The following is a 26404-nucleotide window of genomic DNA, read 5'->3' as shown; positions in this document are numbered from 1 at the left end:
AGCGAATGACCAAAATGAAAAAGACAATTTTACTAAGTAGTACCTTACTATTAACGGCACTTTTAGCAGCAGGAGCCAATGAAGCAAACGCAGAAACAACGACGCCATTCAATACAGATGCAACGTTTGAATTCACAACAGAGGACCCAGAAAATCCAGATCCTAATGATCCTGTAGACAAAGAGAAACCAGTCGGACCAGAAACAGGTCAAAAAGGTTTGTTAACAATTGATGCTGTCTCGAACTTTGAGTTTAAATCAGCAAAGATCAGTGGTGGTGAAACAAAAACAACGGCAGAAGTTTCGGATGGAGAAACACTAGGAATTCAAGTAACGGATAAACGAGGAACAGGTGCTGGATGGAATGTTCAAGCAAAAGTTGATGATTTTAAAGATAAAAAAGAAGCAACAAAAATCTTAAAAGGTGCAACGATCAAAGTACCAGCAGGAACCTTTAAAACAACAGCCAATGGAGACACAACGAATCCACCGAAAGCAGCAAATGCAGCAGGAACGATCATCGGAAAAGCCGCAACACCAATCTTGCGTGCCGAAAAAAATCAAGGAAAAGGATCATGGATCAATGATTGGGCGGATCAAGTTGAATTAACGATTCCTGGTGGAAACTTATTGGGAGATTACCAAGCTACTGTGACGTGGACTTTGATCAACACACCGACTGGTAATAACTAAATTTTGTGAAGGAAGAGAGAATAAGATGAAAAAAACAATGATGTTATTCGGAGTATGTGCAATGGCTGTTTTGCTATTATCTGGACAAAATGCTTATGCAGATACAGCAACTGAAAAAACGACAACGGCGGATGTTGAAGTATTGAAATCTGGTGGAATCGAGCCGGGGAAACCAGAAGAACCAGAAGAACCGATAGGACCAGGAACTGGTACTGGAGATTTTACAATCAACGCTGTGTCAAATTTTAAATTTGGAAAAATTAAAATGGGTGCAGCAGGGATTGCGGAAGTAAAAGACAATGAAAAGCTTGGAATAGAGATAATTGATGAACGTGGAACTGGTACAGGATGGAATGTTCAAGTTTCAATGACCAATTTCGTATCAACAATTCAAGGGAATCAAGATACAATTGTTAAAGGTTGGGAGTTAGTCATTCCTCAAGGACAAATCTCAAGTAAACTGGGAGATATGCAAAATCCTCCTACCTCAAGGAGCGTTATTATTAATTCAGCAAATAAAAATGAAACCATCTTGACTGCTGACAAAAATAAAGGGATGGGGAGATACACAAGCATTTTTATGGATGATAAAACTAAAGAACTTAATAAATCAGTTCGATTAGCTATCCCAGCTTATGCCAAAATCGGTCAATACAAAGCTGAATTAACTTGGTCATTGATCAATGGACCAGTAAAATAACTCACTAAAAGGGGAGATACACTATGAAAAAGAACATCACACTACTTGCAAGTTTAGCTATGACAATCTATGCTGGCAACTATTTTAGTATGAACGCCCACGCCGAAAAATCAGATGCAGATTCACAAGTCAACATCCAAATGCTTGTGGGAGACGAAAATGAAGAACGACCACCAGTAGGACCAACAGATCCTGGTGATGAGGGAAATAATGGAACCGGAAATAAAGGACTTTTAACAATTGACCGAGTTCCTAATTTAAAATTTGGCGAAGTCAATATTAGTGGATCAGACCAAGTAGAATCTGCGATCAATGAAACACCTTATGTGCAAGTAACAGACGTTAGGGGGACTTCTGTAGGTTGGGCATTATATGTCAAAGCAGATGAATTTTCTAGTGACAAACAAGAAAAACTAAAAGGTGCAACACTATCTTTAAAAAATAGTACAGTTGCTTCATCAAGTTCAGGAAAAGCAATCACGCCACCTAAAGGAAATGACCTTGTCTTATCACCAAAAGCTCAAAAAATCATGACAGCTGCTAAAGGTTCTGGTGAGGGAACTTGGTTACAAGCGTGGAATAAGAATAGCTCTGACGAAAAAAATACCAATGTTCAATTATCTATCTTAGCAGGTACGGCTAAAGCGAATACAGAATATAAAACAACCATCTACTGGGAATTACAAGATGCACCAGGTAAATAAAAACAACAAATGAGAGTAAGGCAAATGTAATTGTATACCAAGAAAATAAGGCATTGTTTTGATAAAAATTCAATTCTTATTTTCTTGTGTATCACTCAAATAAACATGGATAGTCCATTTATTCCCCATAGACGTTAAAACATCTGTTTTAAAAAGTTGGGAGACTGAAAGGTTTACGTTGTCCCAATCTCATTATTATTGGAGGAAATAAACGATGCGAAACGTCAAAAATAGCTTATACAGTTTATTTTTACTTATATTATTAATGATCTACCCAGTTCAAGTACATGGGGCGGATATGGAATATTCAGTTAGTGCCAATATTCCGGAGAATCAAGTGGACAAATCTCAAACTTACTTTGATCTCAGAATGAAACCTGAACAAAAACAGGATTTGACCTTGAATGTTTCAAACTCAGGAGACAAAGAAATCACGCTAAATATCATTCCAAATATTGCGACAACCAATCAAAATGGCGTAGTTGATTTTAGTGAAAAAGATAGAGAAATTGATTCTAGTTTGACACATCCGATCACAAAACTGATATCAGGTGAACAGAAAATCACATTAGCACCAAAAGAGAAAAAAACAGTAACCTTCAACTTACAAATGCCAAAAGAAAAATTATCTGGAAAAATCGTCGGAGGTTTTTATGTATACAAAGACGAGGCAGATGAAGAGAGTAAAAGTTCAGAAGGCGGCGTCCAAATCACCAACAAATACGCAATGGTTGTTGGTCTACAATTGACTGAAGATGATGAGCCTGTAAAGGCAGAACTAACATTAAACACCATTCAACCTGATTTGATTAATTACAGAACCGCCGTCACAGCAAATCTTCAAAATACTAAGCCAACGTTTGTCAATGATTTAAAAGTTGTAGCAAAAGTAAGTAAAAAAGATTCAGTCGAAGTGATCCATCAAACCACAAAGGAAGAAATGGCAATGGCGCCTAATTCCAATTTTGATTTTCCCATTAGTTGGGATAACCAAGAACTTCTTCCAGGAAAATATATGCTAGATCTAGTTGCAACAACAAAAGACGACGAATGGGCTTTCAAACAAGAGTTTGAAATTACATCCAAAGAAGCTAAAAAATTAACAGAGGAAGCCATAGAAGTTGAAAAAGCACCAAATTATTGGGCAATCGGCGGTATCATTGCTGGCAGTATTTTAGCTGTTGCGATCATGATCATTTTCATTGTACTACTATATAAAAAACGCAAGAAAAAGCAGGAATTAGAAAGAAAACGTCAAGCAAAAAAACGCAAACAGCAACGAAAAAAGCGTGCTGAAAAAACAAAACGTGAAAACAAGACAGATTAAAAACAAAAGAAAGGAGGAAAACGATGAATAAAAAAAAGATTTCACTAGCAATCGTTATTTTTTGTTTCTCCTTCATAAGTTTCTTTTTTGGGGATATTCAACAAGCTGAAGCGAATGATCCATGGGATTATTTTACAGAGGTATATACAAAAGGCAGTATTATTAGGGGAAGTGTTTTTCATCCAGACAAACCAATGATTCGCCCCGAATATCAAGGCTCTACATGGGAAGATATCCTAACAGATGTGACGGATAAATCTGGTAATCGGCTATTTTACGGATTTGGAGAAAAGAATTATAGGTATTACAAAGTTGGTGATGTTATCTACTATAACAATGTTGGTGTTTACAATCATCGTAAATTATCGTTGAAGATCAACTATATTTCAGGTGGAGATGGAGGACTAGGTGATTGGAAATATAAAATTTACCTAAATAATGATGGTTCTTTAGTTCAAACATCAGCTGGCAGTTCTTCCGATATTGAGGGATTAATCTCATATCAGCTTGTTTATACTGATAATAAAGAAGTTGTAAAAGATATTTACTTAGAATTTCCCCAAGTTGTTTATATTCATCAAGGTGGTGGCCCCCCGCCTTCTTTTAGCACAGTCAGTAAAAAAGGCTTAAAGAAAGTTTACCTTAATATACTGGGGTTAGTTTACGCTGGTAGCAAGTTGGATTTCATGACGGGAGAGAAAACAAAAAATGATATGTTGAAAATAGAAGCATCAAGATATTATACTGAGGGACATCCACAAAATTACGTGATTGTTTCTGATAATCAAGAGGCAATCACAATTGGTGCATACAGTGCCTTTAATATAAGCCCAAAATTTAATGTATTTTCAAGTTCAATAGAGGCACCTGGAACGCCACGTTATTCTTCACCAGTTGTGAGCGGTCAACAAAGTTTTAATGGATTGGCGCCAGAATATCAAATAACCCAAAGTCTGGGATCAGCATTTCAAACGTATTATCCAGATAAATTATCAATCATATTAGAAGATAAAGAAGGCATTTTTCCAACTACTGGTTTACCAGACATTAAAGTTTCAAATCGAAATGGAGAATCCATTACAAATAAAGTAAAGATTCAAAGAATTACAACAAAAAAAATAGCTGTTGAACTTTCAACGGCATTACTAGAAGAGCTCAAAAGTAATTCTGTTACGATCAAAGTTAGCTATAGTGATCTTAATCTTTCTAAAATTATGAAGTATTATGATTCAGGCAATGGTACATTCGATATCCCACTTTCAGCCTATAATATCAGGAAAAAAGCTACAGAAGAAATAGTATCTGATACAGAAACAGGAAGTGCGAAACTTATCCCAAGTATTACTGCAACTCCTGTTGAACAAACTGTGTGGATCAATAGCTCTACAAACGATTTAGATCCTACTAAATTATTGAAGAATATAGAAAGCTCCCTTCCCAATGATACTGTAAAATTTGTTGGTTTCTCAGAAGAAAAAATCTTTGATAAGGTACAGGTAGATTCTGTTAGAATAAAACTTCAAAGCCAACAGCTGAGTCAGTTGACTAAAGTAATAGAAGTTCCAATCACTGTTATTGATTATGTCGTTACTGCAGCCTTTTTTGAAAATCAGTCTTGGATTATTAATAATATTAACAATCAACTAAGTCCTAAACAGGTTGGAAAAGATGTCTACTTATCTGATTTGGCTCAAATCAAACAAATCAATACAGATAGTACGAGACCATTTCCAGGACAATATATCCCTAAAAATATCAAGTATTTTAAAAATTTAGAACTCTTATATTTAAGAAATACAAAAATGTCTGGAATCTTGCCAAAAGAGTTGGGACAATTAGATAAAATGAAAGATCTAAGAATCTTTGACAACACGCTTACTGGGGAAATACCTCAAGAATTAGGAAATTTAAAAGAGTTGGAGTATTTGATCTTAGATCAAAATGGTTTAACAGGTACGGTGCCAAATGAATTAGCTGATTTATCTAAGCTTCATACACTTTATTTGAATAAAAATAACTTAGTTGGACAGTTACCAACTTTTAGTGACGGCTTCAAAATCTTAATGGTGACTGATAATCAGATTACTTATAACTCAGCTGCTGTACCAAACTTTTTAACAAGTGCAGATAAAAAGAGTTATGCCCAAACTTTTATTGGTAGTATGAGTTTAACTGGTAAAGAACAAGTTACGGTAACTGATCTGGCAACGACCATGATTAAGCCCTTTGATTCAACTAACGCTGGTTATTTTGACTTAACAGCTAAGGCTCAAAATGAGATTCCTCTTTATGCTGAACATGAGTTTAAAATTATCGATGAAACAACAAAAGAAAGCTTATATGAAGGAAAAGCAGATAAGAATACTGCGATTCCTTATAAAAGAGGAATGATTTACAAAGTTATCATGGATCAAGCGGATCAAAATCCGAAGAATCAATGGATCGTCAAAACGAAAATACCTGAACTAAAATTGGACAGTGTTCCTTCAGAGATGGCCTTTTCCATTCCTTTGGGTAAAGACTTGAAAAAACCAGTCCAATTAACTGGAAAAGTCTCTGTTTTCGATAATCGTGATAAAGGCAATTGGCAATTAAGCATGACGCCAAGCACGCTAAAATCTGATACTAAAGATCTTAAAGGAAGTTACAGTTACATTGATTCCAAAGGAGAGCATTGGATCGTTTCTGACCAAAAAGTAACGATTGAAAAAGGACAAAGTGATGCTGAGAATGAAGTGATTCCAATTTCAGATCAATGGACGGATAAAAAAGGTTTACAATTTACAATGAATGGGTCTAATTTTATTGGAAAGTACCAAGGAACAGTGATATGGACATTGGAAGATGTGCCGAATTAAGCATCACAGTTTGATTTCTAAAAATTAGATGAGCATAAAAAGTACTGCTTGGTTGCTGGAAGATGTTCTTGCTGTTGATTAGCCAAGAGCATCTTTCAGAATACATATAAGGAAATGTCAGCCAAAGCTCAAGACATAAAAAGTTAGACAAGAAAATAAAGAAATGGAGGAATAGCTATGTATACGATCGGCTTTTTGACGTTACAAACCATGAAAAAATCAGCTCATGTTGAGTTTCTGACAAGTAAAGGCTGGGACATTGTTCCAGTGACTGAAGAGGAATTTTCTATAGATGTTGACAAGATTGATGCATTGGTGATTCAAGAAGAAGCAATGCCTGTTACGTGCCGGTGGTTAATGGAAATCACGCGTCAAGTAACCGAGGTACCAATTTATTTATTGTCTACTAGTGGAGGGAAACATTCCAATATTGTCTACTTACAGCTAGGGGTAGAAGCTTGTTTTCCAATTGAAATAGATCAAGAAGAATTTTATTATACAATGACTAATTTATTGGTGCGTCGTTATAAAATGGGGAAACATATAAAGGAAGAAAATCGAAATATGTACTCATTGAAATCCGCAGGGTTAGAGTTAGTTCCTAGCAATCTAAGTGTTGTCATCGATGGGGAAGAAGAAATCATCTTGACTAGAAAAGAGTTTCAAGCAATGGAGCTTCTATACAATAATCCATGTCGTGCAATAACGTATGAAGAATTTAAAGAGAAAATGTGGGATCCTGAACAAAATGAACCAGAAAAAAATTATCGTATTGCCAATGTCGTTTTCCATTTACGAAATAAAATAGAACAAAACCCAATGAACCCAAGGTTTATTAAAACAGTCCGTTCAAAAGGATACATGTTGGACATGAAATAAAAAAAGAGTCCTTGCATTTTATCTTATTTGATGTTATTCTTATCACTCTTAAAAAGTAATCATTACGATTTAGAAAGGGTGAAAGAAAGCATGGCTAAAAAATCAAAAATTGCCAAAGCAAAACATCAACAAGCACTAATTGAAAAATATGCTGAACAGCGCATTGGGTTAAAAGCGAGCAAAGACTATGAAGCGTTAGCAAAATTACCAAAAGATTCCAATCCAAATCGCTTGAAAAATCGCGATTTGATCGATGGACGACCAAGAGCATATATGCGCAAATTTGGCATGTCACGGATCAATTTTAGAACATTAGCACATCAAGGGAAAATTCCTGGTGTACACAAAGCAAGCTGGTAATCATTAGAACAGGAAACCGACGAATAGATGCAAAGAGGTGATTGGATGGAGAAACAAGATCTTTCAAGTGCACGTAGACGATTGAAGTGCAGGAATAGAAAAACAAGAAAACGAGCATTGAAAATTATTCAGCAGTATAAACGGGAACAAAGACATCGAGTGATGACTTCTGGTAGTGTTGGCTGAGTATTTTACGAATCGGATAAACAAATGAAGTTCTTCCTTTTTATTGTAGAAGGGAAGGGCTTTTTTGTTTTTAGTGGAGTTATTAAGATTGCATTTTATACGATTGTTTTGGCTAGTCCGCTTTTATTAGTGTGATTCATAATTAAGAGAACTTTTCTACAATTTTTAGTAATGTGAGGGAAACTATCCGTTTTGTGATTCACAAGTAATGAGACTTCTCTCCCTTTGGTCGCCAAGTACAGTTCATCATCTGCTCTGGCAAAGCTATTCGTAGTGATTCACAAGTAATGAGACAACGCTCCTTTTAGTCGCCAAGTATAGTTCATCATCAGTTCTGGCAAAGCCAGTCGAGGTGTTTCACAAGTAATGAGACAACGCTCCTTTTAGTCGCCAAGTACAGTTCATCATCAGCTCTGGCAAAGCCAGTCGAGGTGTTTCACAAGTAATGAGACAACGCTCCTTTTAGTCGCCTTGTACTGTTCAACATCTATTCTGTCTACTTTGTAGCCAATCATAGTGTTTCACAGCAATATCCAGGAACTTTCCAACCGAAATCTAGGAAGAAAGCTCTTTCAAATTTTTGTATAGTAATAGTGTAGACGTGTAACCGTTTTATTTTTCCACAAAATAATATAAGTAGATTACTGGAGGTTTTTGAATGACGTTGAAAGTCGGAATTATCGGTTGTGGTGGGATTGCTAATGGCAAACATTTACCCGCGCTTGCACAAGTGAAAGAAGTGGAGCTAGTTGCTTTTTGCGATTTGATTAGTGAACGAGCAGAAGAAGCCAAAATGCATTATGGAACGTTGACCGCTAAAACATTTACGAATTATCAAGAGATGCTTGAAGAAATGGATTTAGATGTGGTTCATGTTTGTACACCAAATAGTACACACGCAGAATTATCAATTGCTGCAATGGAAGCTGATTGTCATGTGATGTGTGAAAAACCAATGGCAAAAACAGCTGCTGAGGCGCGTAGTATGATCGAAGCAGCCAATAAGACGGGAAAAAAATTGACGATCGGGTATCAAAATCGTTTTCGAAAAGATTCGACGTACTTGCATGAAATTTGTGATGAAGGCGAATTAGGCGAGATTTACTTTGCCAAAGCACATGCCATTCGTCGTCGTGCAGTGCCAACTTGGGGTGTTTTTCTTGATGAAGCAGCGCAAGGCGGCGGACCGTTGATCGATATTGGGACGCATGCGTTGGATCTGACGTTGTGGATGATGAACAATTACAAGCCTAAATATGTTGTAGGGAAAGCGTACCATAAATTAGCTGAGACAGAAGATGCTGCGAATGCGTGGGGTTCTTGGGATCCTAAAAAGTTTACTGTTGAAGATTCAGCTTTCGGTTTTATCATAATGGAAAATGGTGCAACGATCTTTTTGGAATCTAGTTGGGCATTAAATAGTTTAGATGTAAAAGAAGCTAAGACCACTTTACATGGTACTAAAGGTGGTGCAGATATGAATAATGGTTTAACGATCAACGGAGAAGACCACAGCACACTTTTTGAGAAGAAGATTGAATTAGAACCTGGTGGTGTTGATTTTTACGATGGCGCAGGAGACAAACCAGAAGTTTTAGAAGCACAATCTTGGATCGATGCGATCTTAAATGATACAGAACCTGTCGTTAAACCAGAACAAGCTTTAGTTGTGACCGAAATTCTTGAAGCAATCTACAAAGCATCCGAGACAAATCAGCCTGTATTTTTCAATTAAATCTAGATTATCTAGCTTCACGGGCTAGTACTACGCTTTGCTTCGATCACATCAATTCCTAAGAGCTAAAGCTCTAAGGATTGAAGGTCTCGGAAAAAAGATAAATTATGAATGAGGCAAAAAGTGCCTCATTCATAATTTCCTATTTTTCAGTCGAGACTAAACGAGCCCGATACGCTTTTAAATTAGGGAGGAAAAATAATGATCCAAGTTACCGTGTGGAATGAATTCCGTCATGAGAAAACAGATGAAGCTGTAAAAAAAGTTTACCCATCCGGCATTCATCAACAGATAGCTAATTTTTTAAAAGAAGATGATTTTTCTGTTCGAACGGCTACCTTAGACGAACCAGAACATGGTTTAACGCAAGACGTTCTAGCGAATACCGATGTTTTGATTTGGTGGGGACATGTGGCTCATCAAGAAGTTTCAGATGAAATCGTTCAACGGGTCTATCAATGTGTTCTTGAAGGAATGGGTTTAGTTGTGCTTCATTCAGGACATATGTCAAAAATTTTTATGAAACTAATGGGCACATCCTGTGACTTAAAATGGCGGGAAGCGCAAGAACATTGCCGCATCTGGACAGTAGCGCCAAGTCATCCAATCGTAGAAGGTATTGGTGAGTATATCGAACTTGAAAAAGAAGAAATGTACGGTGAACATTTTGATATCCCGACACCGGATGACTTGATTTTTATCAGTTGGTATCCTGGTGGCGAAGTTTTCCGAAGTGGCTGTACGTATCATCGCGGGAATGGAAAGATCTTTTATTTTCAGCCAGGGCATGAAACATATCCTTCTTACTACAATAAAGAAGTGCAAAAAGTAATCAAAAATGGTGTCCGTTGGTGTCAGCCAACTCAAAATGTTTATCCCAATTACGGTCACCATGAACCATTAGAACCCATTACGAACAAGAAAGGAACGGAACAATGAAATTAGGTGTATTTACTCCCTTATTTAATAATTTAAGCTTTGAAGAAATGATCGATACAGTCGCAAAATCAGGATTAGAAGCTGTTGAAATCGGAACAGGCGGCTCACCTGGAAATGCTCATTTGGATATTGATAAACTATTAGCGAGTTCAGAGGCTAGAAAAGAGTATTTAGCAAAACTTGCTGACAAAGGCTTAACGATCAGTGCTTTGAGTTGTCATAATAATCCAATCTCGCCACTGAAAGAAACAGCACAAGAAGCAGATGAATTAGTACAAAAAACAATCAAACTTGCTTCATTAATGAATGTATCAGTTGTTAACGGTTTTTCTGGTGTATCAGGAGGAAACCCGACGGATACCCAAGTCAATTGGCCTGTTTTACCTTGGCCGACGGAGTACGATGATAATTACAATTATCAATGGGAGAAAAAGTTGATTCCTTATTGGAAAAATATCAATACGATCGCAGAATCTGCTGGTGTGAAAATTGGGATTGAATTGCATGGTGGTTTCTTATGTCACACACCTTATACAATGCTAAAATTGCGTGAAGCAACGGGCAAAGCAATCGGCTGTAATTTAGATCCAAGTCATTTATGGTGGCAAGGAATCGATCCAGTCGCAGCCGTGAAAATTTTAGGTGAAGCAGATGCAATTCATCATTTTCATGCGAAAGATACGTATTTAGATCAAGACAATATCAATATGCATGGACTAACGGATATGCAGCTATATGGTAACGTTAAAACTCGTGCATGGACTTTCCGCTCAGTAGGTTGCGGCCATGATTTAAACGTCTGGTCGGATATTATCAGTGCGCTGAGAATTTACGGTTATGACTATGTTTTAAGCATTGAACATGAAGACCCGATTATGTCCACAGAAGAAGGCTTGAATAGAGCGATTACTAATTTGAAAAGCATTATGATCAAAGAACAACCTGCCCAAATGTGGTGGGCATAATTAAGGAAACAACGTTTCATATAGTCGCCTTGTACTGTTCAACATCTGTTCGCTATCTCTTTCGCTAACCAAAAATCAATCATTCTCATTAATAGAAAGGACGCAAAAAATGACAGCAATCAACTTCGCCGTAATCGGCTATGGTGGTATGGGTTCCTACCATATCCACAACATCATACCTAATGAAAACGAACGAATTCACGTCGTAGGAACTTACGATATTTCTGGTGAACGTCAAAAAATCTCCAGTCAACATAATCACAAAATTTATGACTCGTTAGAAGAAGTACTAACAGATGAAACAATCGAAGCCGTACTGATTGCGACACCCAATGATTCTCACAAAGACTTAGCGATTCAAGCACTAAAAGCAGGAAAACATGTCGTCTGCGAAAAACCAGTTACGATGAATGTAGCAGATTTAGATGAAATCCTAAACGTTGCCAAAAAAACAGGCCAAACCTTTATGGTCCATCAAAATCGTCGTTGGGACCCAGATTTTCTAATCACACGGGAACTATACAAAAATCAACAAATTGGAGAATTATTCCAAATCGAAACCCGAGTTCAAGGGGCTAATGGTATTCCTGGAGATTGGCGTCATGAATTAAAACATGGTGGTGGAATGCTTTTAGACTGGGGAGTTCACTTATTAGACCAACTATTATTTCTAGTCGATAGCCGCATCGAAAAAGTATCTGCCGATTTAAGCTATATTCTTGGCGATGAAGTCGACGATGGTTTTATCGCCTATATTATTTTTGAAAATGGCATCCGAGCAATCATCGAAGTGGGCACAACCAATTACACTAAACTACCACGCTGGTATCTAAAAGGAACCAAAGGCACGGCAATCATTCACGATTGGGATTTAACGGGTGAAATGGTGGTCGAATCAGGGAAACAAGATATTCAAGCACCAAAACCAATTCAAGCAGGTGTGGGCTTAACGAAAACGATGGCACCGCCATCAGAAGAGGCAACAGAAACAAAAGCTTTACCACAAGCAACTGCTGAATACGATACATTCTATAAAAACTTTTACAATGTTGTAAGAGAAAAGGCTGAACCTGTAGTCAAAAATGAAGAAGTTCGGCAAGTAATGGTGCTGATCGAAGAAATTTTTAAAGCTGCGAAAAGATAAGGTAGATACGTCTAAGGTAAAGTTTCCTAGAAGAGGGAGCTTTACTTTTTTTTCGTCTAAGCATAAAATATTAAAGGACGCTTTACGAAAGAGAAAAGGGAGAATGGTGTGAAGAAAAAATTACAAATACTCAATAAAAAACCAGTTAAGTATTCGCTGATCGTGATAGGATTACTGTTACTGGCTTTAATTAGCAACTTATATTTACAATGGTGCCAAAATGAATTGTCATTGGATTTAGTGTTTAAATTTGCCTTTTCATGGCATACAGAAAAATTTATTCTAGGCAGTCTAGTCCTACTGATATTTTTATTATTTTTATGCAGTTTAGCGGGTTCACTGCTTCTTGGAAGTGCGCTTTATGCCATTACGATCGGTATTTTAGGTTTTGCTGATTATCAAAAAATGTTTTACCGAACAGAACCGATCTATCCAGATGATCTAAAAATGATCACTGAATTTGGCTTATTAAGAGAAATGATCGGAACGATTCCCTTCATTATTATTTTATTGATTGCAGTGATTGGTTTGTTCTTTTTCGCAAGAGCCATTTACAAAAGTCGCTTGCTGTCAAAAAAAATACAGATCATTCGCATTTCAGGTTTAATGATCACAATGGCATTATTGGTGTATGTCAGTGATTTCAACAACCCAAATAATCTATTAAGAAAAGCCTATAACGAAACTGCTTTGTGGATTCCGTATAGTCAAAAAATGAATTATTATAATACCGGTTTTATGGGTGGTTTTTTATATAACTTAAAAGTGGACGCAATGGACAAACCAGAAAACTACTCACAAAAGACCATCGAAGGCATTACCTCAAAATACACAAAAACAGCTCAAGAGACAAAAAGTTCATTGGAAGAACAACCAAATATTATCTTTGTGATGAGTGAAAGTTTTTCAAATCCGCAACATTTAACTGGTGTAACCGCCAATAAAGATCCATTAAAAGCCTATTACGATATTGCCAAAACAACCTATAGTGGTCAAATGCTTTCGCAAAATTACGGTGGAGGAACTGCAAATATTGAATTTGAGGCTTTAACCAGTTTTTCTATGGAATTGTTCAATCCTCAATTGACGACGCCTTATACAATGTTGATCCCGAAAATGAAAGAAATTCCATCGATCGTTTCACTTTTAAATCAGCAAGACTATCGAACAACAGCCATTCATCCGTACAATACATCAATGTATAAGCGCAAAGATGTGTACCAAACAATGGGATTTAATCAATTTATTAGTGAAGAGACGATGAATTACACAGAAACACTTGAAAATAATCCTTATATATCTGATGAATCGGCCTATAAAGAAGTATTGGACTTATTAAAAGAAGAGCAAAATCCGCAATTTGTTCATTTAGTGACAATGCAAACCCATATGCCATACAGCGATAAATATAAAACCTCAGATTATTCTTCACAAAGTTTAGGAAATAAAAAGGCAATCGACAGCTACATGCAAGATGTGGCTTATAGTAGTGAAGCATTGAAGCAATTTACAAGGGAATTGAAAGAATTGAAAAGACGAACTTTAGTTGTTTTTTGGGGCGATCATTTGCCTAGTATCTACTCAGATGAAATCAAGGTGGACAACGATGAAGTGAACATGCATCAAACGGAATTTTTAATGTATGATAATCAAGGAAAACTTAGCGAAAAAAATACCAATGATGCTGTTACTAGTCCCTTTTACTTTGCTCCTTCACTATTTGAACAAAGCGGCATGGAAATGACTGGTTTTTACCAACTACTATCGGAATTAGAAAAACAAGTACCCGCTTTTGAGAAAAGTTTCTATTATAAAGATAAAAAATGGAGTAAGACACTTGCCCTTAATAAAGAACAAGAAGAATTGTATGAAGACTATCGTTTGATTCAATATGATATTGTTTCTGGAGAGCGTTATAGTTTAAAAAATGATTTTTTTAAATAAAAAGAGGAGTACACGTGATGAGTTTTAAAAAGAAAGACAATCAGATATACTATAATCCCATTCGGCGAGCTGTCATACAACATCAAATGATTCAACCGGGAGATAAAGTAGCGATTGGCATGAGTGGTGGAAAAGACAGTACTAGTCTATTGTATTTTTTAGATATGATCAGTAAGCAAAAACGCCTAGGCTTTGAATTTGAAATCATGCCAATAACTTTAGCGATGGGGTTTGATATGGACATCAGTCCTTTGCAGGAATTTGTGGAAGGATTAGGCTATGAACTAGATGTTGTGCCAACAAATATTGCTCAAGTTGTATTTGACATTCGAGAAGAACGCTCGCCTTGTTCCCTTTGTGCCAAATTGCGTCGGGGCATTTTGTATAAGCGTGCCAAAGAAATCGGCTGTAATAAAGTAGCTTTGGGTCATCATCTGGATGATGCAATTGAAACTTACTTTATGAATTTTCTATTTCACGGTCAAATGGCTAGTTTTGACCCAATTAGTTATCTATCAAAAACAGATATTACGCTGATCCGTCCATTGCTTTATGTTGAAGAGAAACAGATTATTCAGTTTGTTCAAAGAGAAGGGCTGCCTGTCATTTTTAATCCATGTCCAGTCGATAAGAAAACCAAACGAGAAGAAATCAAACATCTTGTTAGCGGATTAGCTCAAAGCTATCCTGATATTAGAGAAAAATTTATTATGGGAATGGAGCAAGGGATATCTGAGAATTTCTGGACGAAGTCGATGAAACCAATTGATCATTTGTAGTTAGCCTCTAGAGGGACGGAATAGAATGAAGAAATTAATAGCGTTGTTGTTATTGGTACTTGTGGGATGTTCTGAGACGAGTTTACTTAAAACACAAGAAGAAATAAGCTTCGAAAAAACTAAGAGCGAAAAAGTCGATTTTAAATTTGAAGGGAAAAAATTGCTGATCACGAACAACTCAAAAGATGTTCTCACCGTTTTTGAATCAGAAACGAAATTTTCAATAGAAAAAAATAAAAAATGGATTTTAGCTGATAGAACGACCGGTCTCCTTGCGTGGTCTGGTGGTGCTTCAAGCAAAACTGTTTATGAATATGATTTAACTAATGAACTTTCGGAAATTGATTCAAATAAGGTCAAAATAACTGTGTATTATACTTTTGGATCTAGCACGGAAGGCAAACGCCATGAAAAAGAGATGATTTATGAACAATAGATATTATACGGAATGAGCTAGCAAAAGAAGCTGTTCTGCAGCCGCTAATTCAAAAAACTAAGACTGAGACATAACGCTATGAGTCATGTCTCAGTCTTAGTTTTTTTTGATTAATTACGACTTTCTTCCTATATATGGATTAAAAATCAAAATAAATCATTTGTTACCCTTGAGGACTACCAAAAATTCATTCTAAAGTCCTATGACAAATAACTAAAAAGAAGGCATAATAGGTACATAAGGAAAACACCCTCGGGTGAAAAATTTGCTAAGGAGGCAATTTCCATGAAAGAAAGAGAAAGAGTATTAGACTTAGTTAAAAAAGGTATCCTATCTTCAGAGGAAGCTTTAGTTTTATTAGAAAATATGGCGACAGAAAAAGATGAAAAACAAATCAAAAAAGCTGCCGACCAAGTAAATGCAACTGTTGACACAAAAGAAAATGACAAAGTCGTAGATTTATTAAATAAGTTAGAAAGTCAAAAAGAAGAAGAAATCGTTGAACCTGAAATTTCTGATGAGGACGTCAAAGCAAAAGAAGCACAAGACCATGAACGTTTAGAAAAAATTCTAGACAATCTAGCGACAGAAGCAAATCGCGCATCTGTTGAGTTGGATGAAATCAACGCTGAAATTGCAGGTGTTAAAGAAGAAATCAAGGAAGCACAAGAAAAATTGATGGAACTAAACACTAAAGAAGAATTGAGCGAATTAACAAATGAAGAGTTAGAGTTGAGAACTTCATTAGAAGCTGAAATCAAATCTTTAGAAGATTCATTAGACGAAAGAATCCAAGAAAAAATTGCTTTAGAAGCTGAACTGAAAAACATTCGCAAAGAGCAATGGTCTGAAACAAAAGATCGTGTTACTTCAAAATTTGATATTCCAGATGATTGGAAAGATCAAGCAACAGATACGATCAATCAAGTTGGCGAAAAAATGAGTGAAGCCGGCTCTCAATTAGGTTCTTTCTTGAAGAAAACATTTAATGCATTCTCAGAAACCATGAACGATAATATGGAATGGAAAGATGTTAGCTTTAAAGTACCAGGAGTTGCTACAACGAAATTTGATCATGAATTTAACTATCCTGCACCACTTGCAAGTTTGATCGATGTTAAAGTAGCAAATGGGAATATCGTGTTTAAAACATGGGATCAACCAGATGTTAAAGTAGAAGGTAAAATCAAACTTTATGGTAAAATGGATGCTGAAACACCGCTTGAAGCATTCTTGGAAAGAAGCCAAATCGATGTAGATGATGAAGTCATTTCATTCCAAATTCCAAATAAACGGGTTCGTGCAGATCTAATTTTTTACTTACCTGAGCGCACATTTGATCACGTATCAATCAAATTATTAAATGGAAATGTATTAGTTGAATCATTAAAAGCGAAAGATGTTTATACTAAGTCAACAAATGGTTCAATCACATTTAATCACATTGATGCAACGATGCTTGAAATCGAAGGCGTGAATGGTGATATCAAAGTTTTAGATGGTGAGATCTTAGACAATATCATTGAAACAGTTAATGGTACTGTAACGATCGCTGCAACACCACAAACAATCGGTGTTTCATTGATCAATGGTGACGTTCGTATCACAGCGAAAGAAAAAAATCTACGTAAAGTAGAAGCAAGTTCTGTTAACGGAAATGTGAAAATCGCATTACCAAATGAACTTGGTGTCGAAGGAACCGTAAAAACTAGCTTAGGCAGTATCAATAGCCGTTTAAGTGACTACGAAGTGATTCGTGAGAAAAAAGAAAGAACGAATCAATTACTACAATTTAGACGATTGAATAATGAAGATATGGCTCAAATCAATGCTTCTACAACAACAGGAAACATTTATTTAAAAGACACAGATAAATAGATGTGTAGAACTTGATGATTTAAAACGTGTCAACTCTGCGTTGATAGTTAAGAGAAATCCTCTTAGCTATCAATGTAGAAATAATTAGAAAAAAAAGGATGATTCTTCATCCATTCTATTGTAAAATCTAAGAGATGAGAGGTGAAAAAAATGAGAAAACGATTGACAAAATCTCCCAATAACGTGGTATTAACAGGAACCTTAGCAGGAATTGCAGAATGGTTAGGTATCGATCCTACGATTGTACGTGTGATTTACGTGGTAGCTAGCTTTATCTTTATTGGCAGTCCAATTTTACTATATATTCTGTTAGCTGTGTTGATTCCTTCTGGTAGAAGTAGAAATTACAACGGTTATGGACATCAAAATCCATATAATAGAAATACCCGTAATCCAAATCCATACGCTAATGAACAAAAACAAAGAAAACAAGCAGAAAAAGTGAATGATGATGACTGGAGTGACTTTTAATGACCTATTTTCAACGTTTGATCGTTAATACGTTGACATTTATTTCACTCTCAGTAATTTTTCCAAATATGATTTATGTGAGAAGTATCTGGATGGCGATCATTGCAGCATTTGTGCTTTCCATATTAAATATGCTAGTAAAACCAGTGTTGACGATTTTATCACTTCCATTTACTTTACTTACATTTGGCTTGTTTAGCTTCATTGTGAATGCAGCGATTTTGAAGATGACATCTTCTTTCGTTGGTGAGATGAATTTTGGATTTTCTAGCTTTGGAGCAGCGATTCTAATGGCAGTGATCATGTCTGTAGTTAATATGATTGTTAGTGAACGTAATCTGGATAAATACAAAGAATAAGGATAAAACCCAAACGATAAGTTGGGTTTTATCCTTTTCTTTATGCAAATGGATCAGCAAGTTCAACTAATTGACATTCATTGTGTTGATTAATATAGCTAGATAAAATATTGATAAAATCAACTTGTTCTTTAGAAAATTGCTGAATTTTTTCAGGTTCATTTTTTGGAAGAATTTTTTTAGCTAATTCATTCGGTGTATATTTAGAAAAGGTTTGCTTCGTAAGTGTTCGACTAGCAAGCACGATTCCTTGGTGGACTAGATAATATTTAATTTTGTAGCCAATCGGAATATATAGCAGTTGCCAATTTGTTTGGTTTGCTAAAACTAATTTTTTATTTTGATTGAAAAAACGAATAAGGAATTGCCAATCTTCACGTAGTTTCGCTGCTTTTTCAAATGAATAATTTTCAGAAGCCGAAAGCATTTTTGCTTCTAAGCGTTTTTGAGGCAGTTGATTATTCAAGGTAAATGCACCGAGTAATTCTTCCGTAATGACACTTAGATCTAGTGGAGGTGTGAAATTTTCAGAGAAAGACTGTTGCCAGTAATTTTTTTTGTTCAGTCCATATAAATTTTCCAAAATCAGTTTTAATTCTGAAAGTTTTCGGTTGATTGGAAAAGGACCAAAACAATTTGCTGTTGTTGGGATAGAGCGTATATTAATGGTTAGATCGTTATTTTCAGTATGAATTTCAATATATTTATATTTCTCAAAAGAATTCATTTGACGATTATAAATGGGTCTGTATTCTTGAATCAGTTGGCATTCTAATAAAAGTGCATCAAGCTCAGAGTCTACTTCAATAACATCAAAATCAGTTAGTTGTTGAATCAGTCTTAGGGTTTTACTAGAATGCTGTTTGTTTTTGACAAAGTAGCTTCCGACCCGTTCACGCAGTTTTTTTGCTTTCCCTACGTAAATAATTGTTTCATGTTTATCTTTCATTAAGTAGACACCGGGGGCTAAAGGTAGATTTCTTGCTTGTTCTTTTAAATTATTTTTCATAAGAAACACATCCAATTGATTGTTTTTGACTGGATAAGTGATACAAACTAAGTATACAAATTAATGAGAGATAGTCAATCATTCGTTACGACTCAACGAGATGCTGTTTGATACTGGATAAGATAAGAAAGGAATAAAATTTGATGGGACAAAACATGGACAATCTTCTTAATAGCTAGAAAGTTCTCACCTGAAATGATAAAATGGAACGAGTAGAGAACTGAAAGGAATGGATGATCAATATGGAAGAAGTTGTAAAAATTCATCAACTGGTAGAGAAGCTTTCTTTAGAAGTCGTTTATGGCGATGAAGAAAGTTTAAATAGAGAAATCACAACAGGAGATATTTCCCGTCCTGGACTGGAATTGACTGGGTACTTTAATTATTATCCTCACAATCGGTTGCAGTTATTTGGTAGTAAAGAGATCACATTTTCTGAACGGATGATACCTGAGGAACGTTTGATGGTGATGCGTCGTTTATGTGAGAAGGATACACCAGCTTTTATCATTTCTAGAGGACTAGAAGCGCCTGAAGAGATGGTACAAGCAGCGAAAGAAAAAGGGTTAGCAGTGTTGCGTTCACCGATTTCTACATCAAGATTGTTAGGAGAGTTATCCAGTTATCTGGATAGTCGCTTGGCAGCAAGAACAAGTGTACATGGCGTTTTAGTCGATGTTTATGGGCTTGGTGTCTTGATTCAAGGTGATAGCGGTATCGGTAAAAGCGAGACAGCATTAGAGTTGATCAAGCGTGGGCATCGATTGATTGCGGATGATCGTGTAGATGTTTATCAGCAAGATGAATTGACTGTTGTGGGTGAACCACCAAAGATTTTACAGCATTTGATCGAAATTCGCGGAATCGGAATCATAGATGTAATGAATTTATTTGGAGCAAGTGCTGTGCGTGGTTTTATGCAAGTACAACTTGTGGTTTACTTAGAAGCATGGGAAAAAGATAAGAAATACGATCGTTTAGGGTCGGATGATGCAATGGTAGAAATTGCTAGTGTTGATGTTCCTCAAATTCGTATTCCTGTGAAAACAGGACGAAATGTTGCGATTATCATTGAAGTGGCAGCCATGAATTTCCGTGCGAAAACTATGGGATATGATGCAACAAAATCATTTGAAGAACGTTTGACTCGTTTGATTGAGGAAAATTCAGGGAATATCTAGCTACGCGGGCTAGCACTTCGGAAAAAAGATAAATGATGACAGAGGTAAAGAACACTTCAGTCATAGTTTTCTATTTTTCTGTCGGAGCTGAGCGAGCCCATTCTGTTTGTAATAATATCTAGCTACGCGGGCTAGCACTTCGGAAAAAAGATAAATGATGACAGAGGTGAAGAACACCTCAATCATAATTTCCTATTTTTCTGTCAGAGCTGAGCGAGCCCGCTTCGCTTTTAAATTAGGAGGAAGCCAAATGTTAGGACAAGTAAATCCAGTTGCACTAAATCTTTTTGGAATCGCTGTGTACTGGTATGCAATTATTATTGTTTCCGGAATCGTACTAGCTGTTTGGCTAAGTAGTAGAGAAGCAGTTCGTGTCGGTTTAAAAGAAGATGATGTGATTGATTTTATGTTATGGGGCTTACCAAGTGCCATTATTGGTGCTCGTTTGTATTATGTGATTTTTCAGTGGCAAGATTATGTGGATAATCCAATCGAAATTATTTTGACTAGAAATGGTGGACTAGCGATTTATGGTGGTTTGATCGGTGGGGGTCTGGCATTATTTTTCTTTACAAGGCATCGTTTTATTTCAACTTGGACTTTTTTAGATATTGCAGCTCCAAGTGTGATTTTAGCGCAAGGGATCGGACGTTGGGGGAATTTTATGAACCATGAAGCGTATGGTCCAGCAACTACACGAGCCTTTTTAGAAGGTTTACATTTACCTAAATTCATTATTGATAATATGAATATTGATGGAACATATCATCAACCGACTTTCTTATATGAATCAATCTGGAATGTCTTAGGTTTTATCGTATTGATTACTTTAAGAAAAAAGAAAAATTTCTTAAAAGAAGGCGAAGTCTTTTTAGGCTATATTATCTGGTATGCTTTCGGCCGATTCTTTATTGAAGGCATGCGTACAGATAGTTTATACGCATTTGGAAGTATTCGGGTCTCACAATTAGTTTCTCTGGTGTTATTTTTCGGTGCGATTGCACTGGTGGTTATTCGCCGTAAAAAAGGATCAGTAGAGTTTTATAATCGTGAAAAAGGAACCGCAAAAAAGGCAGTTTAGAACTGCCTATTCCCCTTAAGCTATGGTAGAATGTTAAGTGGGTATGAAAGTTATAAAATTAGTAATTTATTTTGGTTAGTTAAAGAAATAGGAATCTGAATGATGAGTATAAATTTGCAAAAAAGCGAGACGATGTATTCAGCTTTTCTTATTTTGAAAGGAGATTTTCACCAATGAAACAAAAAGTTGCTGTTTTAGGTCCTGGTTCATGGGGAACCGCATTGGCACAAGTTTTAGCAGAAAATGGTCATGAGGTTCGCATTTGGGGACATAATAAAGCACAAATTGATGAAATCAACACGCACCATACGAATCATCACTATCTTCCTGATTTAGTCATTCCAGAATCCATTCAAGGGAAGATGTCGCTGGAGGAATGTATTGCAGACGCAGATGCGGTCTTGTTTGTTGTTCCAACAAAAGCGATTCGGACGGTTGCACAAGAGTTTACAGCTAAATGTAGGAATCAGCCATTGATCATTCATGCTAGTAAAGGCTTGGAACAGGGGAGTCATAAACGTATATCAGAAGTTTTAATGGAAGAAATTCCAGCTGAAAAAAGACGAGGTGTAGTTGTATTATCTGGTCCAAGTCATGCAGAAGAAGTAGCGGTTCATGATATTACAACGATTACTGCTGCAAGTGAGAATCTAGTAGAAGCAACGTATGTTCAAAAGCTATTTATGAATGATTATTTTAGAATTTATACAAATGATGATGTGATTGGTGTAGAAACAGGCGCAGCCTTGAAAAATATTATTGCTCTAGGTGCTGGTGCGATTCATGGGTTGGGATTTGGTGATGATGCAAAAGCTGCAATCATGACACGCGGTTTAGCTGAGATCAGTCGCTTAGGTGTGGCGATGGGCGCAAATCCTTTAACGTTTATTGGATTGAGCGGAGTTGGTGACTTGATTGTTACTTGTACCAGTGTTCACTCACGTAATTGGCGTGCTGGAAATCTTCTTGGAAAAGGACATAGTCTAGATGAAGTTCTTGAAAACATGGGCATGATTGTTGAGGGTGTCTCAACCACAAAAGCAGCCTACGAATTGTCTCAACAGCTGAATGTTGACATGCCGATTACAGAAGCTATTTATAAGGTGTTGTATGAAGGTCAAGATGTAAGACAAGCAGCAAAAGAGATTATGCTGCGTGATGGTAAGATGGAAAACGAATTTTCAATATAATTTTTAGGAGGCCATTTGGCATGAAAGTAAAAAAAGCGGTTATACCAGCAGCTGGATTAGGAACAAGATTTTTACCAGCGACAAAAGCAATGGCAAAAGAAATGCTGCCAATCGTGGATAAACCAACGATTCAATTTATTGTGGAAGAAGCGTTGGCATCTGGGATCGAAGATATTTTGATCGTTACAGGAAAAGCAAAGCGTCCGATCGAAGACCATTTCGATGCAAATTTTGAACTAGAAAGTAATCTTCGTGAGAAAAATAAAACAGATTTATTGAAATTAGTAGAAGAAACAACAGATGTCAATCTTCACTTTATTCGTCAATCTCATCCTAAAGGGTTAGGACATGCGGTTTTACAAGCAAAAGCATTTGTTGGAAATGAACCATTCGTTGTAATGCTTGGCGACGATATCATGGAAGACAAAATTCCGTTGTCTAAACAATTGATGAATGATTATGATGAAACACATGCATCAACGATCGCTGTAATGAAAGTTCCTCATGAAGAAACTTCAAAATATGGTATCATCAATCCAGAAGCTGAAGTTTCCAAAGGCTTGTATAATGTGAATAGTTTTGTTGAAAAACCGACACCAGAAGAAGCGCCGAGTGATTTAGCGATTATCGGACGTTACTTACTCACACCAGAGATTTTCCATGTATTAGAGTCACAAGAACCAGGTGCTGGTGGTGAAATTCAATTAACGGATGCGATCGATACATTGAATAAAACCCAACGTGTATTTGCTAGAGAATTCACTGGCAAACGTTATGATGTGGGTGACAAGTTTGGCTTCATGAAAACAAGTATTGAGTATGGATTAGTGCATCCAGAAGTGAAAGCTAACTTACGCGATTATATTATCGAATTAGGTGCTGAACTTGCTAAAGAAGACGAATCAAAAAAGAAATAGACAAAACCGATTCATATGATCTTTTTTAGGTGGAGACTAGGTTGAGACGGAGAATTAAGCAGGTACTATTCAGCGTCAATTCGTACCTCATTGTGATAGGTAGTTTTTTGCTTCCACCGTTTATCTGGATTCCTTGTGGCTGGAATATGACTCGTAGAGTTATGTTCCAGCCACATCTTTTTTTTCTATAACTTACAACCTTAATTTTGAAAGACTATGTGGAGACTTGGGCTAGAAATTGTTATAATTAAGTGAACAAAATTAACTGAATAATTTGTTAAAAAGATCAGTTGGTGTTATTCTAAGAACATGGAATAATTGATGGAAGGAGCAAGAATATGACAGGTGGAGAGGTTGCAGCGATCATTGCTGCAGTAGCGTTTGCTGTATTAGTAGTATTTATTGTTTTGGTATTGATAAAAATCGGTAAAACAGTAGAGAGAGTGACGACTACAGTAGATGAAGCAAACAAAACGATTGAGGTCGTAACAAAAGATGTAGACATTTTATCAAGACAAGTGGAAGGTCTTTTAGTGAAAAGTAATGAGTTGTTAGATGATGTAAACAAAAAAGTAGCAACAATCGATCCATTATTTGCGGCGGTTGCAGATTTAAGCGAGAGTGTTTCTGAATTGAATTACTCTAGCAGAAATTTACTTGGAAAAGTCGGATCAGTTGGGAAGACAACTGCTAAAGCAGGTGTTGTCAGCAAAGTTGGCGGAGCAGCTTTTAGAGCATTTCGTCCAAAGAAAACATCTAAAACGAGCGAAGCTACTAAATAATAAAAGATAACGGAGGAATAAACATGGCGAAAAAAGGTGGATTTTTTTTAGGAGCAATTATCGGTGGAACAGCAGCGGCAGTTGCGGCTCTTTTATTAGCACCAAAATCAGGTAAAGAATTACGTGAAGATTTGTCAAACCAAGCAGATGATTTTAAAGATAAAGCAACGGACTATACAGATTACGCTATGCAAAAAGGTTCTGAATTATCATCGATTGCGAAAGAAAAAGCAAGCGTGCTAGGTGAACAAGCAAGTGATTTAGCTGGTAATGTCAAAGATAAGACGAAAGATTCATTAGATAAAGCACAAGGCGTTTCAGATACCGTTTTAGAGTCATTTAAAAAACAAACGGACGATTTATCTGATCGCTTTAAAAAGACTGCTCAAGATGTAAATGATCAAGTTGATGAATTAGGCGACATCGCAGAAGATGCTTCAGATGATATCTTTATTGATGTTAAAGAATCTGCAAAAAAAGCAAAAGCAACAGTTTCAGAAGGTGTTGCTGAAGCAAAAGAAGTAACGAAAGATGTTCCAGAAAAAGTAGAAGAAGCAAAAAAAGAAACAAAGCAAGCAGCTGAAGAGACAGTAGAAGAACTTAAAGGGAAATAGAATAACAAAAAGACCATCAGCATTTTAAAGAGAATGCTGATGGTCTTTTTATTGTTTTAATCAATAATCATTAATTCTTTTGATGTTTTTGTAAAAGCTTCACAACCTGTTTTAGTCACATGTAAACAATCCTCGATACGCACACCAACTTGGTTTGGAATATAAATACCTGGTTCGATAGAAAAACACATGCCTTCTTCAATCACTAGGTCATTTCCAGTTACTAGAGAGGGATATTCATGAACAGTAGTCCCAATTCCATGTCCTAAACGGTGATTGAAATATTCACCATAACCATAGCTGCTGATAACACCACGCGCAACTTCATCTAATTCTCCAGCAGTAATACCTGGTTTTACTGCATCCATCGCTTTTAACTGCGCTTCTAAAACGATTGAATAGATTTCTTTTTGGAAATCAGTTGGTTCTTTATAAGCTACTGTTCGCGTAGCATCACTGCAGTAACCGTTATAAACAACACCAAGGTCAAATAAAACCAAATCTTGTTTAGCAACGGTTGTACCACCAGGATTTCCATGAGGGCTAGCGGCATTTTTTCCAGTTAAAACTAAAGTATCAAAGCTCATTGAACGAATTCCTTGTCGTTTTAGTTGATATTCAATTTCAGCTAAGATCTCTTGTTCTTTAGCACCTTCTTTGATTGCTTTAAACCCGATTTCAAAAGCAACATCCGCCCAATTTCCTGCCTCCATAAGTTTTTCAACTTCGGAAGGAGTTTTGAGTAGTTGTAATTTTTCAATGACTGGTGTGACATTGCCTGAGAAATCACTAGTTGGAAAATAACTATTTAAAATATCAAAACGAGCAATAGTTAAAGCTTCTTTCTCAGTCGCAATTTTATTTGGAGTACCATTTTTTTTAATCAACTGGGCAATTTTTTCCCAAGGATTTTCGCTGTCAAGATAGCCATAAACTGGATAGCTCCAAGTACTTTTTTCAGCATCTTCCACTTCTAAAGCTGGGGTAAATAAAAAAGGGTCATGATTTAATGAGATAAATAAAGCTAAAACCCGCTCATGCGGATCGCTTTTATAGCCGGAGAAATAGGCAATATGACCAGGATCACTAATATAAGTGAGGTCGATATTTTCGCTGGCCATCCATTTTTTTAGTTCATTCATTTTTTCTTGATTCATAGATATCCTTCTTTCTTTTAGCATTCCTTACTTTAAAACGCATCTTTATCATACCATGAAATGACGTAAAGCGCTTTTTGAAATATAGAGTAAATTTTCATGAAAATAGGATAAAAC

General features: G+C 36.3%; 26 protein-coding genes. 24 read left to right on the top strand and 2 right to left on the bottom strand.

Annotated features, from left to right (window positions below; all coding sequences use genetic code 11):
• The first annotated feature begins 14 nt into the window (after positions 1-14).
• The 18 genes from A5821_RS06245 (at position 15) to A5821_RS06160 (ending at position 18356) form a co-directional block, all read left to right on the top strand.
• A complete protein-coding gene (locus A5821_RS06245; RefSeq protein ID WP_170922962.1) occupies positions 15-692 on the top strand; it encodes a WxL domain-containing protein in 678 nt (225 codons plus the stop codon).
• Between the two features lie 25 nt (positions 693-717).
• Positions 718-1392 carry a WxL domain-containing protein gene (locus A5821_RS06240; RefSeq protein WP_086313713.1) on the top strand — a complete coding sequence of 225 codons (675 nt, stop codon included), beginning with the start codon at positions 718-720 and terminating at the stop codon, positions 1390-1392.
• Between the two features lie 23 nt (positions 1393-1415).
• Entirely contained in the window at positions 1416-2096 is a 681-nt protein-coding gene (locus A5821_RS06235; RefSeq protein WP_086313712.1) for a WxL domain-containing protein, read from the top strand.
• A gap of 214 nt (positions 2097-2310) precedes the next feature.
• Positions 2311-3423 (top strand): DUF916 and DUF3324 domain-containing protein, encoded by a 1113-nt coding sequence (locus A5821_RS06230; RefSeq protein WP_086313711.1) that lies wholly within the window; start codon positions 2311-2313, stop codon positions 3421-3423.
• Between the two features lie 23 nt (positions 3424-3446).
• Positions 3447-6281 carry a hypothetical protein gene (locus tag A5821_RS06225; protein WP_086313710.1) on the top strand — a complete coding sequence of 945 codons (2835 nt, stop codon included), beginning with the start codon at positions 3447-3449 and terminating at the stop codon, positions 6279-6281.
• 177 nt (positions 6282-6458) lie between these two features.
• Positions 6459-7160 (top strand): response regulator transcription factor, encoded by a 702-nt coding sequence (locus A5821_RS06220; RefSeq protein ID WP_086313709.1) that lies wholly within the window; start codon positions 6459-6461, stop codon positions 7158-7160.
• Between the two features lie 90 nt (positions 7161-7250).
• On the top strand, positions 7251-7520 hold the full coding sequence (gene rpsN, locus A5821_RS06215) for a 30S ribosomal protein S14 (RefSeq protein WP_086313708.1): 270 nt from the start codon (positions 7251-7253) through the stop codon (positions 7518-7520).
• 45 nt (positions 7521-7565) lie between these two features.
• On the top strand, positions 7566-7706 hold the full coding sequence (locus A5821_RS06210) for a putative metal homeostasis protein (RefSeq protein WP_170922961.1): 141 nt from the start codon (positions 7566-7568) through the stop codon (positions 7704-7706).
• 658 nt (positions 7707-8364) lie between these two features.
• Complete coding sequence (locus A5821_RS06205) at positions 8365-9441, top strand: Gfo/Idh/MocA family protein (RefSeq protein ID WP_086313707.1); 1077 nt, start codon at positions 8365-8367, stop codon at positions 9439-9441.
• Positions 9442-9642: 201 nt separating this feature from the next.
• The gene (locus A5821_RS06200; protein ID WP_086313706.1) at positions 9643-10380 is read left to right on the top strand and encodes a ThuA domain-containing protein; all 738 of its coding nucleotides are present in this window, start codon (positions 9643-9645) and stop codon (positions 10378-10380) included.
• Positions 10377-11345 (top strand): sugar phosphate isomerase/epimerase family protein, encoded by a 969-nt coding sequence (locus A5821_RS06195; RefSeq protein WP_086313705.1) that lies wholly within the window; start codon positions 10377-10379, stop codon positions 11343-11345. Before A5821_RS06200 ends, A5821_RS06195 begins: the two co-directional genes overlap by 4 nt.
• 109 nt (positions 11346-11454) lie before the next feature.
• Positions 11455-12489, top strand: a complete 1035-nt coding sequence (locus A5821_RS06190) for a Gfo/Idh/MocA family protein (RefSeq protein WP_086313704.1) — start codon at positions 11455-11457, stop codon at positions 12487-12489.
• A 108-nt stretch (positions 12490-12597) separates the two neighbouring features.
• Complete coding sequence (locus A5821_RS06185) at positions 12598-14433, top strand: LTA synthase family protein (protein ID WP_086313703.1); 1836 nt, start codon at positions 12598-12600, stop codon at positions 14431-14433.
• A gap of 17 nt (positions 14434-14450) precedes the next feature.
• Positions 14451-15212: a tRNA 2-thiocytidine biosynthesis TtcA family protein gene (locus A5821_RS06180; RefSeq protein ID WP_086313702.1), complete on the top strand. Its 762-nt coding sequence runs from the start codon at positions 14451-14453 to the stop codon at positions 15210-15212.
• Between the two features lie 25 nt (positions 15213-15237).
• The gene (locus A5821_RS06175) at positions 15238-15648 is read left to right on the top strand and encodes a hypothetical protein (protein ID WP_086313701.1); all 411 of its coding nucleotides are present in this window, start codon (positions 15238-15240) and stop codon (positions 15646-15648) included.
• Positions 15649-15933: 285 nt separating this feature from the next.
• On the top strand, positions 15934-17526 hold the full coding sequence (gene liaX, locus A5821_RS06170; RefSeq protein ID WP_086313700.1) for a daptomycin-sensing surface protein LiaX: 1593 nt from the start codon (positions 15934-15936) through the stop codon (positions 17524-17526).
• A gap of 150 nt (positions 17527-17676) precedes the next feature.
• Positions 17677-17997, top strand: coding sequence for a PspC domain-containing protein (locus tag A5821_RS06165; protein WP_086313699.1), 321 nt, complete (start codon positions 17677-17679; stop codon positions 17995-17997).
• Positions 17997-18356, top strand: a complete 360-nt coding sequence (locus A5821_RS06160) for a phage holin family protein (RefSeq protein ID WP_086313698.1) — start codon at positions 17997-17999, stop codon at positions 18354-18356. Before A5821_RS06165 ends, A5821_RS06160 begins: the two co-directional genes overlap by 1 nt.
• A 40-nt stretch (positions 18357-18396) precedes the next feature.
• Here the strand turns inward: A5821_RS06160 and A5821_RS06155 are convergent, their stop codons facing one another.
• On the bottom strand, positions 18397-19365 hold the full coding sequence (locus A5821_RS06155) for a GIY-YIG nuclease family protein (protein WP_086313697.1): 969 nt from the start codon (positions 19363-19365) through the stop codon (positions 18397-18399).
• Between the two features lie 242 nt (positions 19366-19607).
• On the opposite strand from A5821_RS06155, the gene hprK reads away from it, so the two are divergent.
• The 6 genes from hprK (at position 19608) to A5821_RS06125 (ending at position 25130) form a co-directional block, all read left to right on the top strand.
• Positions 19608-20546, top strand: a complete 939-nt coding sequence (gene hprK, locus A5821_RS06150) for an HPr(Ser) kinase/phosphatase (protein WP_086313696.1) — start codon at positions 19608-19610, stop codon at positions 20544-20546.
• A gap of 250 nt (positions 20547-20796) precedes the next feature.
• The gene (gene lgt, locus A5821_RS06145) at positions 20797-21627 is read left to right on the top strand and encodes a prolipoprotein diacylglyceryl transferase (protein WP_086313695.1); all 831 of its coding nucleotides are present in this window, start codon (positions 20797-20799) and stop codon (positions 21625-21627) included.
• Positions 21628-21800: 173 nt separating this feature from the next.
• Entirely contained in the window at positions 21801-22817 is a 1017-nt protein-coding gene (locus A5821_RS06140; protein ID WP_086313694.1) for an NAD(P)H-dependent glycerol-3-phosphate dehydrogenase, read from the top strand.
• Positions 22818-22837: 20 nt separating this feature from the next.
• Positions 22838-23734, top strand: coding sequence for a UTP--glucose-1-phosphate uridylyltransferase GalU (galU, locus tag A5821_RS06135; protein ID WP_086313693.1), 897 nt, complete (start codon positions 22838-22840; stop codon positions 23732-23734).
• A gap of 338 nt (positions 23735-24072) precedes the next feature.
• Positions 24073-24516, top strand: coding sequence for a DUF948 domain-containing protein (locus A5821_RS06130; RefSeq protein WP_086313692.1), 444 nt, complete (start codon positions 24073-24075; stop codon positions 24514-24516).
• A 23-nt stretch (positions 24517-24539) separates the two neighbouring features.
• Positions 24540-25130, top strand: coding sequence for a YtxH domain-containing protein (locus tag A5821_RS06125; RefSeq protein WP_086313691.1), 591 nt, complete (start codon positions 24540-24542; stop codon positions 25128-25130).
• A gap of 56 nt (positions 25131-25186) precedes the next feature.
• Here the strand turns inward: A5821_RS06125 and A5821_RS06120 are convergent, their stop codons facing one another.
• Positions 25187-26287, bottom strand: coding sequence for an aminopeptidase P family protein (locus A5821_RS06120; protein WP_086313690.1), 1101 nt, complete (start codon positions 26285-26287; stop codon positions 25187-25189).
• Positions 26288-26404 lie beyond the last annotated feature (117 nt).

The sequence above is a fragment of the Enterococcus sp. 7F3_DIV0205 genome, assembly GCF_002141365.2.
Lineage (GTDB): Bacteria > Bacillota > Bacilli > Lactobacillales > Enterococcaceae > Enterococcus_L > Enterococcus_L palustris.
This window is presented reverse-complemented; position numbering and strand designations above follow the sequence as displayed.

What these genes read in the sequence shown, in the direction of transcription:
- A5821_RS06245 (WP_170922962.1), top strand. Translation starts at nt 15, where the DNA reads ATGAAAAAGACAATTTTACTAAGTAGTACCTTACTATTAACGGCACTT.
- A5821_RS06240 (WP_086313713.1), top strand. Translation starts at nt 718, where the DNA reads ATGAAAAAAACAATGATGTTATTCGGAGTATGTGCAATGGCTGTTTTG.
- A5821_RS06235 (WP_086313712.1), top strand. Translation starts at nt 1,416, where the DNA reads ATGAAAAAGAACATCACACTACTTGCAAGTTTAGCTATGACAATCTAT.
- A5821_RS06230 (WP_086313711.1), top strand. Translation starts at nt 2,311, where the DNA reads ATGCGAAACGTCAAAAATAGCTTATACAGTTTATTTTTACTTATATTA.
- A5821_RS06225 (WP_086313710.1), top strand. Translation starts at nt 3,447, where the DNA reads ATGAATAAAAAAAAGATTTCACTAGCAATCGTTATTTTTTGTTTCTCC.
- A5821_RS06220 (WP_086313709.1), top strand. Translation starts at nt 6,459, where the DNA reads ATGTATACGATCGGCTTTTTGACGTTACAAACCATGAAAAAATCAGCT.
- rpsN (WP_086313708.1), top strand. Translation starts at nt 7,251, where the DNA reads ATGGCTAAAAAATCAAAAATTGCCAAAGCAAAACATCAACAAGCACTA.
- A5821_RS06210 (WP_170922961.1), top strand. Translation starts at nt 7,566, where the DNA reads ATGGAGAAACAAGATCTTTCAAGTGCACGTAGACGATTGAAGTGCAGG.
- A5821_RS06205 (WP_086313707.1), top strand. Translation starts at nt 8,365, where the DNA reads ATGACGTTGAAAGTCGGAATTATCGGTTGTGGTGGGATTGCTAATGGC.
- A5821_RS06200 (WP_086313706.1), top strand. Translation starts at nt 9,643, where the DNA reads ATGATCCAAGTTACCGTGTGGAATGAATTCCGTCATGAGAAAACAGAT.
- A5821_RS06195 (WP_086313705.1), top strand. Translation starts at nt 10,377, where the DNA reads ATGAAATTAGGTGTATTTACTCCCTTATTTAATAATTTAAGCTTTGAA.
- A5821_RS06190 (WP_086313704.1), top strand. Translation starts at nt 11,455, where the DNA reads ATGACAGCAATCAACTTCGCCGTAATCGGCTATGGTGGTATGGGTTCC.
- A5821_RS06180 (WP_086313702.1), top strand. Translation starts at nt 14,451, where the DNA reads ATGAGTTTTAAAAAGAAAGACAATCAGATATACTATAATCCCATTCGG.
- A5821_RS06175 (WP_086313701.1), top strand. Translation starts at nt 15,238, where the DNA reads ATGAAGAAATTAATAGCGTTGTTGTTATTGGTACTTGTGGGATGTTCT.
- liaX (WP_086313700.1), top strand. Translation starts at nt 15,934, where the DNA reads ATGAAAGAAAGAGAAAGAGTATTAGACTTAGTTAAAAAAGGTATCCTA.
- A5821_RS06165 (WP_086313699.1), top strand. Translation starts at nt 17,677, where the DNA reads ATGAGAAAACGATTGACAAAATCTCCCAATAACGTGGTATTAACAGGA.
- A5821_RS06160 (WP_086313698.1), top strand. Translation starts at nt 17,997, where the DNA reads ATGACCTATTTTCAACGTTTGATCGTTAATACGTTGACATTTATTTCA.
- A5821_RS06155 (WP_086313697.1), bottom strand. Translation starts at nt 19,365, where the DNA reads ATGAAAAATAATTTAAAAGAACAAGCAAGAAATCTACCTTTAGCCCCC.
- hprK (WP_086313696.1), top strand. Translation starts at nt 19,608, where the DNA reads ATGGAAGAAGTTGTAAAAATTCATCAACTGGTAGAGAAGCTTTCTTTA.
- lgt (WP_086313695.1), top strand. Translation starts at nt 20,797, where the DNA reads ATGTTAGGACAAGTAAATCCAGTTGCACTAAATCTTTTTGGAATCGCT.
- A5821_RS06140 (WP_086313694.1), top strand. Translation starts at nt 21,801, where the DNA reads ATGAAACAAAAAGTTGCTGTTTTAGGTCCTGGTTCATGGGGAACCGCA.
- galU (WP_086313693.1), top strand. Translation starts at nt 22,838, where the DNA reads ATGAAAGTAAAAAAAGCGGTTATACCAGCAGCTGGATTAGGAACAAGA.
- A5821_RS06130 (WP_086313692.1), top strand. Translation starts at nt 24,073, where the DNA reads ATGACAGGTGGAGAGGTTGCAGCGATCATTGCTGCAGTAGCGTTTGCT.
- A5821_RS06125 (WP_086313691.1), top strand. Translation starts at nt 24,540, where the DNA reads ATGGCGAAAAAAGGTGGATTTTTTTTAGGAGCAATTATCGGTGGAACA.
- A5821_RS06120 (WP_086313690.1), bottom strand. Translation starts at nt 26,287, where the DNA reads ATGAATCAAGAAAAAATGAATGAACTAAAAAAATGGATGGCCAGCGAA.